9 protein-coding genes are annotated in these 16869 nt (G+C 49.0%); 2 read left to right on the forward strand and 7 right to left on the reverse strand.

Annotation, left to right across the window (positions count from 1 at the left end; translation table 11 throughout):
* Nucleotides 1-8 precede the first annotated feature (8 nt).
* The 4 genes from UNH61_RS30365 to UNH61_RS30380 form a co-directional block, all read right to left on the reverse strand.
* Nucleotides 9-3080: a TonB-dependent receptor gene (locus UNH61_RS30365; protein WP_326995784.1), complete on the reverse strand. Its 3072-nt coding sequence runs from the start codon at nt 3078-3080 to the stop codon at nt 9-11.
* 86 nt (nt 3081-3166) lie between these two features.
* Nucleotides 3167-4024, reverse strand: a complete 858-nt coding sequence (locus UNH61_RS30370) for an amidohydrolase family protein (protein ID WP_326995785.1) — start codon at nt 4022-4024, stop codon at nt 3167-3169.
* Nucleotides 4021-5748, reverse strand: a complete 1728-nt coding sequence (gene ilvD, locus UNH61_RS30375) for a dihydroxy-acid dehydratase (protein ID WP_326995786.1) — start codon at nt 5746-5748, stop codon at nt 4021-4023. Before ilvD ends, UNH61_RS30370 begins: the two co-directional genes overlap by 4 nt.
* A gap of 83 nt (nt 5749-5831) precedes the next feature.
* Nucleotides 5832-6917, reverse strand: a complete 1086-nt coding sequence (locus UNH61_RS30380; protein WP_326995787.1) for a Gfo/Idh/MocA family oxidoreductase — start codon at nt 6915-6917, stop codon at nt 5832-5834.
* 134 nt (nt 6918-7051) lie between these two features.
* Between UNH61_RS30380 and UNH61_RS30385 the strand changes: the two genes are divergently transcribed.
* A complete protein-coding gene (locus UNH61_RS30385) occupies nt 7052-7930 on the forward strand; it encodes an AraC family transcriptional regulator (protein WP_326995788.1) in 879 nt (292 codons plus the stop codon).
* A gap of 41 nt (nt 7931-7971) precedes the next feature.
* Nucleotides 7972-9492: a carboxylesterase/lipase family protein gene (locus UNH61_RS30390; protein WP_326995789.1), complete on the forward strand. Its 1521-nt coding sequence runs from the start codon at nt 7972-7974 to the stop codon at nt 9490-9492.
* Nucleotides 9493-9746: 254 nt separating this feature from the next.
* On the opposite strand, the gene UNH61_RS30395 is transcribed toward UNH61_RS30390, so the two are convergent.
* The 3 genes from UNH61_RS30395 to UNH61_RS30405 all read right to left on the reverse strand — a co-directional run bounded on the left by UNH61_RS30395 (nt 9747) and on the right by UNH61_RS30405 (nt 16869).
* Nucleotides 9747-11291: a RagB/SusD family nutrient uptake outer membrane protein gene (locus UNH61_RS30395; RefSeq protein WP_326995790.1), complete on the reverse strand. Its 1545-nt coding sequence runs from the start codon at nt 11289-11291 to the stop codon at nt 9747-9749.
* 18 nt (nt 11292-11309) lie between these two features.
* The gene (locus UNH61_RS30400; RefSeq protein WP_326995791.1) at nt 11310-14354 is read right to left on the reverse strand and encodes a SusC/RagA family TonB-linked outer membrane protein; all 3045 of its coding nucleotides are present in this window, start codon (nt 14352-14354) and stop codon (nt 11310-11312) included.
* Nucleotides 14355-15060: 706 nt separating this feature from the next.
* The gene (locus UNH61_RS30405) at nt 15061-16869 is read right to left on the reverse strand and encodes a RagB/SusD family nutrient uptake outer membrane protein (RefSeq protein ID WP_326995792.1); all 1809 of its coding nucleotides are present in this window, start codon (nt 16867-16869) and stop codon (nt 15061-15063) included.

Here is a 16869-nt window from a genome sequence, read left to right on the forward strand (position 1 = left end):
TAACTGATTTAGAAAGTAAGATCAATGCCTGCATTAAAGTTTTTCTGTTGCGGATAATAGCCGCCTGCACCTCTTGTCACTGCTTCAGGATCAAACTCTTTCAGCTGGCTCCAGGTAAAAAGATTAAATGCAGATACGTATAGCCTTAACCGTTGTATACCGCTTCCTTTGAGCAGGGTGTTGGCGAAATTGTATCCCAGGTCTATCGATTTAAGACGGGCATAGCCGGCTTTGCGCAGCCAGAGGTCTGAATCGCGGTTATTCATAGAACGGCCGCCTATCCATGCCAGCGGAAATCTGGCGTTGGGATTTTGTGATGTCCAGCTGTCAGTGAAATAGGCGAAGCTGTTACCCTCGCTGTTTGTGAACATGGTCCGGGCATCTCCCTGCAACATGAAAGTGCGCAGTGCGGCGCCCTGTATCAGGAAGTGCAGATCGAAACCTTTGTAACTGCAGCCTGCGGCCAGGCCGTACATAATGCGTGGGGTATTGCCATAGTTGGAAAGTACTTCCTGATCCTGCGCATCTATTTTCCCGTCATGATTAACATCGGCATATTTGATATCACCAGCCAGTGAATGTTGTCCGAACTGGGATCCACCGAACCAATCCTCTGCTTCTTTCTGGCTTTTAAAAATGCCCAATGCATGATAACCTGCTACAAACCCGAGCGGCCTGCCCAATTGTTTCTGGAAATCAAGGGCATTGGCAGGATCATCTATCTGTGTCACTTTATTAGTGGCAAAACTACCAGAGAGGCGTATGTCGTAAGTGACTGCACCGATGTTGTTGCGATGGTAAAGACTTAACTCCATACCGTGGCTTTTCATCTGGGCATAATTTTCTGCAGGAAGACTGCGGCCAAATGTAGCGGGTACTGACCTTACCCGGCTCCAGAGGATATCTTTGGTAGACCGGGAGAAGTAATCGAATTCAATGCCCAGCAGGCCTTTCCAGAGTTCTGCGTCGAGCCCGATGTTATTGTTGTCCTGTTTTTCCCAGGTAATACCGGTATTCGGATATACGCCGTAATTCAGGGCTGATGCGGCTTTGCCGTCCATGATGGGACCACTGCTGGTATTGATGTTGTAAATGTCCTGGAACTGGAAAGCATCTACCCGGTCGTTACCTATAACGCCTTTGGATACACGTAGTTTCAGGCTATTCACAAATTGTAATGCTGCGGCATTTTTAAAGAAGGATTCTTCTGATATGCGCCATCCGGCTGATACTGCCGGGAAGAAGCCGAAGCGATGATTACGCGGGAAGCGGTACGATCCGTCGTAGCGGAAAGAACCTTCCAGCAGGTATTTGTCGTGATAGGCGTAATTCACACGTCCCACAAGGCTGCGGCGGGCATCTTTCAGCAGGCTGGTACCGGTCACACTCTGGTTAGCCGGACCGCTGTAGTACAGTTCATCCCTCAGTGTATTCGGAAAGTCGGCTTTGGTGGCCTGCAGGTTATCGCCCTGGATACCATATTGTTCATATAACAGTAACGCCCCTACGGAATGTTTGTTGAAGGCACCTGCATAATTGAGAGAAATGTTATAGGTGGTAGTAGTCAGCGGAGTATAGGTTTCGGTAAGAGATGCCGGAGAACCAACTGCTTTTACGCCGGTAACATTGCCCTGGTTGTCTTCATTGTACAACAGGTAAGGGGTGGCAAAATACTTATCGAAAAGATGATCCTTTATCACGGCAGCAGTACCTTTCAGCGAGAGTCCTTTGGTGATGAAGGGAAGCTGCTGATCGAAGAAGATGGTACCGGCATATTGGTTGTCGGTGGTGTGGCGGTAGCCGGAACCGTTTACAATCTGTACCGGATGCGGGCCGTTGGCATTGTACGGATGGCCACTGGGCGTATAGGCCGGCACATCGGGCCTTGTACGCAGCGCTTCCGCGAAGATGAAGAATTCATCGAAACCAGGTGTGGAGGTCAGTCCCTGTTCGCCCGACAGGTTAAGGCCTATTGTGAGTGTTTTCGTAATATCCGCATCCATATTGGCGCGCAGGTTATAGCGCTGATAGCTGATATGGTTGTACATACCTTCCTGATCGGTATAGCCCAATGAAGCATAGTAACGAATGGCCCCGTTGCCGCCGTTAACAGAGAGGTTATGTTTGGTTTGCGGGCTGTTCTGCCGGAACGTTTCCTTATACCAGTTGGTGCCGGTTTTACCGGATTTAAAATCTGCCAGTTCTGCATCGGTGAAAACCGGAGAGCTGCCCTGGTTCTGAAGGGCCTGGTTACGGTATACCGCATATTCGTACGGACTCATGATCCGCGGATAACCGGTAGGACGCTGTATACCGGCCATACCGGAATAATTGATCACGGGCTTGCCTTTATGACCGCGTTTGGTAGTAATAAGAAAGACGCCATTAGCAGCGCGTGCGCCATATACAGCCGCTGCGGAGGCATCTTTCAATACGGAGAAACTTTCCACATCAGCAGGATCGATGTCGTCCATGGTATTACGAACGATGCCATCTACCACGATGAGCGGGGAGTTATCGTTCAGCGTGCTGACGCCCCTGATCTGCAGTATGGAGCCGCTACCGGGCTTTCCGCTGGGGTTGGTGGCAATCACACCCGGAAGGCGGCCGGCGATACTGTTGGTGATATTGGCTACCGGCTGTTTTTCCAGCTCTTTGCCATTAATAGTGGCAACAGAACCGGTCAGGTTTACTCTTTTCTGCGTGCCGTACCCAACTACCACTACTTCACCGAGTGCAGTGGATGCTTCTTCCAGTGAAACATCGATCACGGTTCTGCCATCGCAGCGGATTTCACGCGGCGCATAACCGATGGCACTAAAGGTGAGCAGACTTTCCTTTCCGGGAACGGACAATGTGTAACGTCCGTCGGTGCCGGTATTCATACCGGTTTGAGAACCTTTTACCATTACGGTAACTCCCGGGATGGGATTGTTTTTGTCGTCTTTCACAACACCTGAAACGGTCAGTGATTGTGCGTGAGTGGTTGGTGCATACAGCTGCAACAGACAGGTTAGTAGCAGCGAAAGGAGCAATTGGAGTGCGTGCGGGCATGATGCCCGACTGGAGATTCTGGTCATGACTGAATAATTGATTCTGGTGGTGGATAAATGATTCTGGTGGTGGTGGCGAAGTGTGAACATTCATCGTTTGCCGGCGCTGTTGATCAGAGCCGGTAAATTCTTACAGCATTCTCATGGAATAAGCCTGTCAGTTCTTTTGGTGTACATGTTGAGAGTGCCTGTAGTAAAGCTTCGAGCCATTGACGGTAAGTGCCGGCCAGCAACAGCACGGGCCAGTCGCTGCCGAACAGCAAACGTTCAGGGCCGAAGCAACTAAAGGCGTGGTGGATATATGGCGCCAGTATCTCCGGTGTCCAGCCTGTATGTGCGGCTTCTGTGATCAGCCCGGATAATTTGGCGCAAAGATTCGGGAATGCAGCCAGTTTGTCTGCGTTTCTTTTGAAGTCGTCCAGTCTGTTGTTCCTGATATCCGGTTTGCCAAGGTGGTCCAGTATAAACGGCGTATCCGGGCAGGCGGCTATCATGTTGATGGTATGTGGTATGGCATGCGGCTTTACACTGATATCGAGAGAAAGATGATATTCCGGCAGCAGTTGCAACGCATCGAGGTAACCGGTGCTGCAACATAGCCGGGGATCATCGTCATACATTCTCCTGATGCCTTTTACCAGCGGGTTGCCGGTGAGTTCGTGCAGCATCGTAGCTACTGCCCTGCCCTGTTCCAGTGGTGCATAGGCAACGATGCCACGGATACGATCGTCGGCCTGCGCCTGTTGCATTACCAGTTCAATTTCCTGTAAGCATTGATCAGGGCGGCATTCGGCCTGCACGAATACCATACCGCTGATGGGAACGCCGGCGGTTGCCTGTTGATAATCTGTTATGAGATATGGCCGGTGTATCCCGGGAAACTCCTCCAGCCATGGATATTCCAGCCGGAGGGGATCCCAGAGATGTAGATGTGTATCAATAACGGGAATGGCGGTCAGGAGATGGTTCATGTCTTGGCTGTTTTGTATTGTGATGCCAGCTTGCGCAACCAGGATAGTTCGTCTGTTACACAGCCCTCGGTAGCAGATGAAACCGTGAGGCTGTATTTATACAATACCCCCTTTTGATATTTGAGCGCAGGTGGCTGCCAGGCCGATCTGCGGCGGGCAATTTCCTCGTCTGTTAAACTAACTTCAATACTGTTGTTCACGGTGTTGATGGTGATCTTGTCGCCGTTTTGCAACAGGGCAATCAGTCCGCCATCGTATGCTTCCGGTGTAATATGGCCAATTACAAAACCATGCGTGCCACCGGAGAAACGGCCATCGGTAACCACTGCTACATCTTTGCCCAGGCCTGCTCCCATGAGGGTGGCCGTGGCTTTCAGCATTTCGGGCATACCAGGGCCGCCGCGTGGGCCTTCGTAACGGATCACCACTACATCGCCCGGAACTACCTGTTGTTGTTCTATGGCTGCGATGGCGGCAAACTCTCCGTCGAATACCTTGGCCGGGCCCTCAAAAAATTCTCCTTCTTTTCCTGTGATCTTCGCTACGGCTCCTTCCGGGGCGAGGTTCCCATACAGGATCTGCAGGTGCCCATTGGGCTTCAGTGGCTGGGAAATCGGGTGTAATATGCCCCTGGCAGGATCTGCGGGAGGAACCTCCTGCAGGTTTTCAACGAGTGTTTTACCGGTCACCGTCAGGCAGTTGCCGTCCAGGAAACCTGCTTCCAGCAACGTTTTCATGATGGCTGGTATACCTCCTGCCTGGTGTACATCTTCCATGAGATATTTTCCGCTGGGTTTCAGATCGGCCAACAGCGGGGTGCTGTTACTGATTCGCTGAAAATCGTCGAGTCCCAGTGCTATGTCTGCCGCCCTTGCGATGGCGATAAGATGAAGCACCGCATTGGTAGAGCCTCCCAGCGCCATTGTTAGCGTGATGGCGTTTTCGAAGGAGGCTTTTGTGAGAATATCTTTTGGCTTAATATCCTTCTCCAGCAAGCGATATAATGCCTGTCCAACCTCCAGGCATTCTTTTTCTTTTTCCTTGCTCAGTGCCGGATTGGAAGAGCTGTATGGCAAGCAAAGTCCCAACGCCTCTATGGCGGCCGACATGGTATTGGCGGTATACATGCCGCCACAAGCGCCGGCGCCGGGGCAGGCATTGCGGATGATGCCCTCAAAATCGGCAGATGATAATTTACCGGCCAGCTTCTCCCCATAGGCCTCCAGCGTTGAAAGCACGTTGATTTTTTTGTCTTTGTAAATACCAGACCCGATGGTGCCTCCGTATACCATGATGGCAGGGCGGTTCAGCCGGCACATGGCCATAACGGCGCCGGGCATATTTTTATCACAGCCCATAATGGTGATCAGTCCATCATACCACTGAGCATTGACGATGGTTTCAATTGAATCTGCGATGATGTCGCGTGAGGGCAGCGAGAAACGCATGCCTGCCGTGCCCATGGTGAGTGCGTCGCTTACTCCGATGGTGTTAAAGATCAGTCCTACCATACCCGCATCGGTAACGCCCTGCTTTACTATCGCGGCAAGCGCATTGAGATGAAGATTACAAGGGTTTCCTTCAAAACCCGCGCTGGCAATGCCTGTCTGGGGTTTGTTAAGATCTTCCGGTGTGAGGCCAGCCCCATGAAGCATGGCCCTGGAAGAAGGTTGACTGATGTTCTGCGTAAGCACACTGCTATACCTGTTTAACCGATTATCCATACATTGTTGCATTTGAAAAATTAGAGCAAAGAAATCCCAGGCACCTGCGGGTGCAGTTGCTTACCTGTTGTTCTCCGTAAAAATTATATCTGATGTTGAATCGTCGTACCGCCTGCATCGCTGGAAGCATAGGCCGCTTCCACCAGCTGCATGGTCTTGTATGCGCTGTCTATATGGTTGACCAATATTGATGACGTTCCTTCTGCGTAGCACATGAGATTGGCCATGGATGCAAGAAACGCATCCGGCATCCAGGTGCCGTTTAACTGCACCGGCTTCCACTCCGGTGGCTTGCCGTTTTCCAGCAGCACGTATTCAAAAGTATCCGGCACACCGTGAGGATAATCGATGTTCAGGCCCAGCGTGGTGATGATGGCGCCTTTGGTGCCTTCCCATTTAATGAACGAATCCTGGTGCTTCAGGCCAAATTCATGACCGTGGTTGGTATTGATGAAAGCCCTTACCGCATCATTGTAATCCAGTATGATCACTGAGCGGGTAGATGCAAGCTGCATCATTTTGGGGTGTTGCACCGTTTTAGCATAGATGCTGTCCGGCTCTCCCAGGAAATAGCGCAGCAGATCCATGTAGTGGATGCTGTGATACAGCATTTCCATGCGCGGGATACCAAAGAGGAATTCCCACAGATGCCACGGGTGATAGATGTTCATGCGGATCTCCATATCGTGGAGGGTACCTATCAGGCCCTGGCTGATGATATCTTTGGCGGCGGCAACAGCAGGGATGAAACGCATCTGGAAATTTACGGCAGCAATAAACTGTTTTTGACGGCAAAGCTGCATGATGTTGTCGGCCGCCGGCAGGGTTTCTCCCATTGGCTTCTGCATCAATACTACCGCTTTCTGCGGCAGTTGTTCCAGTATGGAGGGCAGTACCGAAGCTGGTACGGCAATATCGAAAATAACGTCCGTGGGTACGTTTGCTATCAGTTCGGCAGTATTGTTATATACACGTGGAATATTGAATTGCGTAGCCAGCTGCTGCGCTTTTTCCAGGGCAGGATCGCAGATGGCTACTATCTCCCAGCCGGCTTTGCGGTAGGCCGGCAGATGTGCCCCTTCTACAATGCCGCCTGCACCGATAATGGCGATAGGTCGTGGATGCACAGGAAGCTGAGGTTGATAGTTGATCGTGATATCTGCTTGCATGAATCAAATTTCTTCCAAAATAACTGATCAAACCAACACTTTAAGAGACATTACCTGCACTATTTTGACCATTTTTGGGAATTAGCAGGCCAAATAGATTATATTAGTGCTATAGCCCGACCAAAAACGGTCATATGAAAGCGATTTTACAAAAGGTACCGGTTTCAACAGATGCGTCGTTCGCCGTTCAGGTGTTCTGTTCTCCTTATTTCGATACGCCCTGGCATTTTCATCCGGAGTGTGAGCTGGTGTTGGTGCTGAAGGGAGATGGGAAACGCTTTGTGGGCGACAGTATTACGGATTTTGTTCCGGGAGATTTGGTATTGCTGGGTTCCAACCTGCCGCATTGGTACAGGAACGGTGCTGCTTATTACGCCAATGATCCTTCGCTGGAAGCGAAATCGCTCGTGATCCAGTTCAACAGGGAGTTCCTGGGCAGCAGCTTTTTCGGATTGCCTGAAACAGCAGGGATTAAAAAACTACTCGACAGATCCAGGCAGGGCATCTGTATCACCGGCCGTACCCGTGAAGTAGTAGCAGGGAAAATGCATCAGATTGTAGACAGCGACGGAATGGACCGCCTGCTGCAGTTATTGTCGATATTGCATGTGGTGGCCGGCTCGGCCGACTGCCGCCTGCTTTCCAGTCAGGGTGCCACGGGGATTAACGTAAAGGATTCCGAGCGCGTCAACCGGATTTATGAATTTGTAATGCGGCATTTCACAGATCCGATTTCCACCAATGAAGTGTCGAATGCCATTAATATGAGCCCTTCTGCATTCTGCCGTTATTTTAAAAAACGTACGCGCAAGAATTTTACACATTTTCTGAATGAGTTACGAATAGGACATGCCTGTAAGCTATTGCAGGAAGAAGATCTCAGCGTAACGGAAATCTGTTTTATGAGTGGTTATAACAGCATTTCTTATTTCAACCGTCAGTTCAAGAATTTTAAAAAGAAAACTCCACAGGCGTTCAAGCAGGAGTATATGCAACGAAAGAGTTTTGTGTAAACGCTGGTGGAAAATTGTTCCCGGAAATTAAGATGATCATTATGAAAAACATTTTCCTATTTACCTTCCTCGTTATGCACATGGCATTTACACAAGCCCAACATCAGGTTAACCAGAGAAAAACTGCAAATGGTATTGTTGAAGGCACGGTAGAAAAAAGTGGTATCCTTTCTTTCAAAGGTATTCCTTACGCGGCGCCGCCCGTGGGCGATCTGCGATGGAAAGCGCCACAGCCGGCAAGCAACTGGGATGGCGTTCGAAAGGCTGCCAGCTTCGGACCCCGTGCCATGCAGCCACCTATTTTCGGGGATATGGTGTTTCGCTCAGATGGGATGAGCGAGGATTGTCTTTACCTCAACGTATGGACCCCTGCAAAGAAAGCGGCGGAGCGCCTTCCGGTGCTGGTGTATTTTTATGGCGGCGGCCTTGTTGCCGGCGATGGTTCTGAACCGCGCTACGATGGAGAAAATATGGCGAGGAAAGGAATTGTTACACTGACGGTGAATTACCGGCTCGGCGTTTTCGGCTTTCTCTCGCATCCCGGGCTGACTGCTGAATCTCCGGTGCATGCCTCCGGGAATTACGGTTTCCTGGATCAGGCAGCGGCCTTGAAATGGGTGTGGGAAAACATCGCTGCGTTTGGCGGTGATCCGGAGCGCGTCACCATTGCAGGAGAATCGGCGGGTTCGATATCCGTTAGTGCATTGATGGCATCTCCCCTTTCCCGGACGCTGATAGCCGGTGCGATCGGAGAAAGTGGTTCTTTGCTTGGCACGCTGCCGGCAGTGCCGCTGAGCAATGGCGAAAGCACTGGTAAACAGTTTGCAGAAAGTGTGAACGCCTCATCCCTTACCGATTTACGGGCGCTTCCGGCAGAGAAGATATTGGAAGCTGCCACTAAGTTCGGGCCGTTCCGCATTTCCCCGGTGATAGATGGATACTTCCTGCCTGAAAGCGTGTATAACATCTACGCTGCGGGAAAACAATCGCATGTTCCCCTGCTTGCAGGCTGGAATTCGGAAGAGTCGAACTATCGCGGCATACTGGAAAATCAGCCGCCCACGAAAGAGAATTTTGCGAAGGCAGTGCAACGCCTGTACGGAGAAAAAGCAGCACAGGTGCTGGAAACCTATCAGGCAGCCACAGATGCCGCAGTAGAGAAGGTGGCCGGCGACCTGGCCAGCGATCGCTTTATCGGTTTCAGTACCTGGAAGTGGATAGATCAACAGGCAAAGACCAATACCAAACCGGTGTATCGCTACCTTTATTCCCGTCCCCGCCCCGGAGCAAAAGGTGCGGTGCATTCAGCAGAAATAGAATATGCTTTGGGTAATCTTGCCACCAACAAAGTATTTGCCTGGACACCTGACGACTATAAAGTGTCGGCCATCTTACAGGATTATTTCGCCAATTTCATCAAAAAAGGAAATCCAAATGGAAAGGGATTGCCGGAGTGGCCTGCTATTCAAGGGGAAGATGTACCCGTGATGAATATTGATGTGAAGACGCAAATGCAGAAAGAGCTGTTTCGGAAAAGATATGTATTACTGGATGGTTTTTAGCCTTTGCCTGCCCCGCCGGAGATAGCTGCTGCACTACCTCCGGTCCGGTAACAGGCTGCATCAACATTCCACACCGAGCCTATCCGCACTTTTTTGAGTTGACTATACGTTAGAATCGCCGGAGCGGTCAGCCGCTCATTGGAAAACAAAGCGAGAAGGTGAGTGGAAGGATGCGGTTTTGTTGTAACGCTTAATCAAAAAAACTTATAGTGTAAAGAGCCATTGCCATTTTGGCAATGGCTCTTTACGGATTATTAGTATCCTGGGTTTTTCTTCAGGTTCGGATTAACGGCCAGCTGTTGGCTGGGTATGGCAAACAGCAGATATTTAGGATCGTCTGTTGGTTTTTCCTGCCAGGGCTGTAAGAATTTTCCAAAGCGGATCAGGTCAGATCGTCTGCTGCATTCCCAGTAAAACTCACGTCCTCTTTCATCCAGCAGCTGATCCAGGGTTACACTGGCCCATGGAGCAACGTTGCGGGCAACACGTAGGATGTTTACCGGAACGAGTGCGCCGGCGGTATTTCCCTGGCGGAGTAATGCTTCAGCTTTCATGAGCAATACATCAGAATAGCGGTAATACACAAAGTCATTCTCAACTTTTCCATTACCATCGTTCACATAATCAGGGCAGTATTTAACTACCCGGATACCTGTAACCTCCAGGTTGGCACCGGTTTCAATGCTGTGTACTTCCGGGATGAATATCAATGGTGCACCTGTTCTGTCGGTTAAAGCCGCATTGGTTGTCAGATCATATTGCTGACCAATCAGGAATCCGACATTGATTCGTTTACCAGGGTTACCGGGTCCGTTAGTAGTATAAGCTGCTCCGCGTCTTACATCTGCAGCTTCAAACTTGTTGTAGAAGTCGGAAAGTGTGGCCCAGCCATTCCATCCTGCAGGATTTTGGTTGTAGTGCATTACAGTATGCCAAACAGAGCGTATGTCGCCTGCGTCCACACCGCCGATGTTTTCAGCAGTGAAGATATTCTCTTTCGAAATAGCGCCATTGTTTGGTGCAAAGTTGTCGAAGTAATTTGCACTGAAACTGTATCTGCCACTGGTGATGATAGCATCAGCCAGCTCCACAACTTTTGCCATATCCGCAGCATTGAAGGTAGGAGTAGCCCGGTTGGCGATCACTCCCTTATTCAGATAGCATTTCATCAGCAACATTCTCGCTGCATCCTGATTGGCCTTGGTGATATTGTGTTTATCTGCAGCCACATCAGGAAGATCATTCATCACTGCAGTCACTTCAGACATAATGTAGTCCAGGGCTTCTGCTCCGGTTCTTACTTTCGCCGGTACTGTTACTTTTTCTCCCGGCTCCCTGTATGGTACCTGGTTAAAGAGATCCAGCATACTGAACATGGCAAAGGCTCTCAGAAACCTGGCTTCTGCTGCCTGCTGTTTGGAAGGGCTGAACTGAAGAATGTTAGTAGCGGTATATACTACACCTCCAAGGTTGTTGAAAGCATCACGGATATGGATATTGTCGCCATCCCACTGGTGTGAGTGCAATACGCGCCATACGCCGTTATCATCCCAGTCGCCGCCCCTGGTAGGAGCTATCTGCTCGTCGGTACTCATTTCAGACAGTGCAAATACCTGATCATTATTCTGATATGGCAAGCGCATCGAATTATATACACCTTTCAGCAGGGCGTCTGCTGATCCGCCGCTACCGCCCACCTGTTCTGTGGTTGCCTCTCCCTGGAGTTTTTCATCCAGCTTGGTACAGGCTGAAATCAACAGTATGCCGGTGAGTAGAAAATATTTTGTTACGTGGTTCATATAAGCAATGTTTTTGGATTAGAGAGAAAAATTAACCCCCAGTGTAAATGTGCGGGCAGATGGGTAAGGCTGGTATTCAATACCTGCGGATGGAACACCACCAGCTGTAGACATGCCGGTTTTTGAATCTGCACCCGGTGTACCACTACCTTTATCCACATTTACCTCAGGATCAAATCCCCTGAACTTGGTGATCACAAACAGGTTCTGAGCGGTCAGGTAAACATTCAGTCCTTTAACTACATGGCTGATATCGCCGATAGCGTAAGCCAGTGAAAGGTTAGACAGTTTTACGTAGTTGCCGTTCTCAATAAACCGGGAAGAGGAAGTAACACGATTGGAAAGCGATTCCTGTACAGGAGCATTGTAGAATGCTTCTGCAATGTTACGGGTTCCCCTCAGGTTGCTTAGATTCACCACGTTGTTGAATGTATTGTTATAGATCTTGTGCCCAAATGCGCCGTTGAGGTTAGCAGTGAGCGTCAGTTTTTTGTAAGTAAGCGTAGTAGTAAAACCCAGTAGTGTAGAAGGGTTCGGATTTCCCTGATAACTTAGGCTATCACCGTTCGGGTAAATAGACTGACCATCCTTATCGATACCGCCAAATGTTCTTGTATAGAAAGCATTGATGGGCATGTTATTGTAAATGATTTCCACCAATGTACCGGAAACACCCTGGCCGTTCAACTGACCTGTATAGATGGGAGCTTTCATGCCGGTAACATTGTTTTTCAGGAAGGTAGCGTTTGCACCAACTTCCCAGATGAAGTTTTTCTGAGAAATAATAGTGGCGTTGACCATGGCTTCTACCCCTTTATTGATGATCTTGCCATCCAGGTTTTTCCAGGTTACAACTGATTGGGAGGCTGCCGGCTGAATAGCGGTTGTAGGATAAAGCAGATCAGATGTAGTTTTGTGGAAATAGTCCACAGAACCTGTGATCCGATTTTTCAGTAAACCGAAGTCCAAACCGATATTGAACTGTTTGTCAGATTGCCATTTCAGATCGGGGTTGTCGTTGGATTTCTGGCCAACGGCTCCGTTGTTCTGGAATGCCCACCTGGCCTGAGACGCGCCGGCAGGGAATTCCTGATTACCGGTGATACCCCATCCGCCTCTCAGTTTCAGGTTGCTGACTACGTCTTTATGGAAGAATTCTTCGTTACTGATATTCCAGGCTGCGGCAAATGAAGGGAAATAGCCATAACGGTTATTCTTACCGAATTTAGTGGAACCATCTGTCCTGAGAGTAGCCGTGAGCATGTATCTGTCTTTCGCATTCAGGGTCACCCTGCCGAATACAGATTGCAACTCTGAGATCGGATCTGCAAAAGACGTGATGTTTCGGCCTGCGGCATTGGAGAACTGGATATAATCTGTAAGGTCCAGGCCGTAGTTACCGAAGCCACCTGTTTGCGCAGGCCCAAGCCCGTTCATATAGGCTCCTTTATTGGTGAACTTCATGTACTCATATCCGACAAGTGCATTCAACCTGAAATTCTGGTTTAGTTGCTTGTTATAAGTCAGGGTGTGGGTTACCTGTTGCGTGGTCAACTCATTGTTGCCGATATTAGCCCAACCCAAACCGGTGGGATATTGAGGCGTAATACCAAAGGTATTGAGGTTGATGTTGCCATCTACCGCTGTTCTCCGGATACCACTGCTGTAGTTAATACTGTATTGCATACGATATTCCAGGTCATCAGTGATCTTGTAGTAAGGAGAAACACTTCCGAGAATAGTGGTCACTTTGGATCTGTCGTGGTAAACCCGTGACATAGCTACTGGATTTACTGCAGCACTACCTTGTTTAATGTTCAGGCTACCATCAGCATTGTACAATGGTTCTGTAGGGTTCCATTGTAACGCTTGCCCAATCAGGCTGTTGCCAAAGCCGGCGTCATTGGTGATAGGAGGAATATTTTCGAGGTACTGGTTGGCGATCACATTCAAATCAACTCCCAGTCTTCTGTTGTTAAGGAATTTGAAACCAGAGTTGAGGCCTACGGAGTATTTTTTGAAATCAGACTTTTTGATAATACCCTGCTGGTCCAGCATACCAATAGACAGGCGGTATTTTGCATTTTCGCTGCCTCCGCTAACACCGGCGTTATAGTTTTGTGTAACTGCGGTACGTAAAATCGCATCAAGGGCATTTACGTTGCTACCTTTATCGGCACTATTTCCCAGGTTCCATTTCTGCAACGCCTGGCGATATTCGCCTCCATCAAGTACCTTGATGCGCTTCATGATAGAGCTGATACCTACGGATGCACCTATATCCAGCTTGGGTTCTCCAACCTGACCTCTTTTGGTGGTGATCAGTACCACGCCATAGGCAGCCCTGGAACCATAAATAGCTGTTGCAGAAGCATCTTTCAATACATCTACGCTGGCAATATCAAAAGGGTTGATGAAGTTCAACGCATTACCTCCCGGCACGTTGCCCAGCTCGGGTACGTAAAGTCCCGGTCTTGCAGAACGCCCGTCCAACGGCACACCGTCCACTACATACAATGGCTGGCCGGTACCAGTCAGCGCGGCATTACCCCTGATCCTTACAGTGGTAGCACCACCGGGCTGCCCGGAGTTGGAAAGGATCTGCACACCTGCCACCTTACCCTGGATAAGTTGATCCGGCGCCGTGAAAGTACCTTTGTTGAAGTCCTTGGCCTGAATGGATGCCACCGCACCGGTGATATCCTTCTTCCGGACAGTACCATACCCTACCACCACTACGTCGGTTAATTGGGTGCTGCTCGATTGCATCGATACATTAACAGCCGATTTTCCTGCAATATTTACTTCCTGTGTGGTAAATCCGATAAAGGTAACTACCAGCGTGGTGGCATTTGAGGGAACGCTCAACTTAAAAGTTCCATCCGGACCTGCTGCTGTTCCTGTACTCGTACCTTTTAACTGGATAGAAGCTCCCGGAATAGGGGCCCCCTTATCGTCCGTTACCTTCCCGGCAACAGTTTTGGTTTGTGCGCTGGCTATGCCTGCTATCAGCAGCAATAACGAGCATAACAGACGCACTTTGCGAAATAGAACTCTGTTCATAAGATCAGTTTTATTTGTTTGTGGAATATTGATGCCTAAGTAAAAATGGATTTAGAAACGGAAGCAAAAACGGAAAGGCCGTTTCCAATAACGTGAATGCTTATTCATAATGGAATTTTTAGATTTTGATCCAGGTGCAAACAATGCCCGGGTTATTCTGTTGTTGCCTATAACATCCTTCGGGCCGCAATTGTTGCTATCGAAATTCAAAGTATAACAGCTTAGTCAGGCTAACAATTTATATGGTCAATGTATAGAAAATATTGCCCTTTTTCGGTGTTTTTACAGTTTTAATTATTTGTATATCAATTTATTATATAAACATTATAATATTTAATATATGAATGATTTCAGCCCTGAAAAAGAAGCATTTTTAAGTGTTTAAACAACCATTATTTAGTTCATTTTTCTTTTTTGGGGGCATATCGCCGGAGTAGATTTTTATAGCAGGATGAGGAATTTTAATATATGCCTCACAGTTATCAATCAAAAAAGCAGATGTTGGAAAAATAACGTCATCCGGAAGAATTGCGCAATTTCATCCACATAAAATTTTCTAAAAAAATTTAAAAACTGTGGGCACAAAAAAGTAAAATCAAGGATTGGGATATCATTTTAATGATTATGACGCCTCAACAGGTTACCGAATAAAAAGAGGCTGACCAAAAAGTAATGGTCAGCCTCGCCGGATATGGTGATATTATTTTTACCAGTTAAATATCTGGGTCAGATTAGGATTCAATACCCGTTGCGCATCCTGGATCGGCCGGTAATAATACTTAGGCGAAACGAAGGAACGCTGATTATCACGATTACGGGTGAACAGGATATGACCTGAAGTATTATTTTCCAGGTAGAAATTATTATCCTTTCCGTCTTTATCCTTCAGGTAGAATCTGGAAAGTTTGCCTCTCAGATCGGCCGGCATACCGGCAATCGGCGTAGTGTCGGCCGGATTGTTCAGCAGAATGATATCCGCAATACCATCTCCCGACAAATCAATACCTCCCAACTGCGGAATATACATGCCCTGTTGGCCTTTTTCGAGAAGCGCACCGGCAGCCCAGCGATTGACATCGTTAAGACGCAGCCCTTCACAGGCCATCTCCACCCGGCGTTCGCGGCGGATCTCCAGCAGTACTCCTTTATTGGCACCACCTACGAGCGGATAAGCTGCAGCCATGGTGGCATCGGGATTGGCGTTGGCAATAGCGAGCGACAAATTCGGCATTCCTACCCTGGCTCTCAGTTTGTTGATGGAATTGTCGAGATCAGACTGCGTAAGCAGGCCCAGTTCTGCCATCGCTTCAGCATAATTCAGCAATACTTCGGCAAAACGGTAAACAGGCAGCCCGGTGTAATTGGCCCCCCAACCCTGGCGCAGCGCCGGGTCGCGGGGATAAAATTTCAACTGATCGTAGCCTCCCAGGTTGGGCTTGGCAAGATACAGCACATTATTATTGGTGGTGGAAAAGCCAGGGTAAGCGATGGTTTCAGCAAGGCGTGGATCGCGGTCTTTGAACACCTCCACAAAACCTTTTGCTGCATATCCCGGCTGAGAGGTAAATGGGGTACCATCTTTCATCAGGTAACTTTCCATCAGGCTGCGGCTCAACGACCACATCCAGCCAAGTACACTATGTGTATTGTTCCCTATGCCCAGGCTTTGCTGGCAATCGAACCACTGGATCATTTCCGGATTCCCCGCCAGTGTAGGACTGGAGAACAATGCCTGGAAATCGGCTCCGTTCTTACCTGTATTGTAAACGGCAAAGCTGCTGTTGTTCATGATCTGACGGCATGCCCTGGCGGCACTGTCAAGGAAACGGTTGGCATCTGTCAGTTTAAGCTCATCATGATATTTCCGGAAAGTACCTTCAAATAAGCAGAAGCGGGCTTTCAGCGCCAGTGCTGTCCATTTGCTGACACGTGTTCTGTTGCCCAGGTCCGGTTTGATATTATCCACGGCATACTGCAGATCAGCCAGGATAGAGTCTACCACCCGGGCCCGTGGATCACGGGGCTTATATAAAGCCGAATCCACATTGCTCAGTGCGGCGGAATACCAGGGCACGTCAGAATAGCGCGCTACTTTTTCTGCATAGAACCTGGCCCTGAAGAAACGGGCGATGCCGATGTTGTGATTGATGGCAGCAGGGTCGCCCTGTGTTTTGTAGACGTTGCCCAACATGAAGTTATAACTGCGCAGCGAGCTCCAGTCGTTCCAGCCGGTGTTGCCCACGGTAACCGGATCCAGCCGGCCTTCCATCATCAGATCCATTTCTCCTGCGCCGCTGTAGCTGGAAACGTTATCGGAATTGATATCGTCTGTAGCGTAATAGGCATTTGCATAGAAGCTGTTGGTATATGTTTCCAGGTCTTTGGGCGTATTGAAGAATGCTTCCGGCGTGATCGATGTCTGCGGCAGGCGCTGCAGAAAATCTTTATTACAGGAAATCGTTGCTAACCCTGTTATTACAGCCAGGCTGCTGATATATAATTTAAACCGATGCAT

The sequence above is a fragment of the Chitinophaga sp. 180180018-3 genome, assembly GCF_037893185.1.
In the GTDB taxonomy this organism is placed as follows: Bacteria; Bacteroidota; Bacteroidia; order Chitinophagales; family Chitinophagaceae; genus Chitinophaga.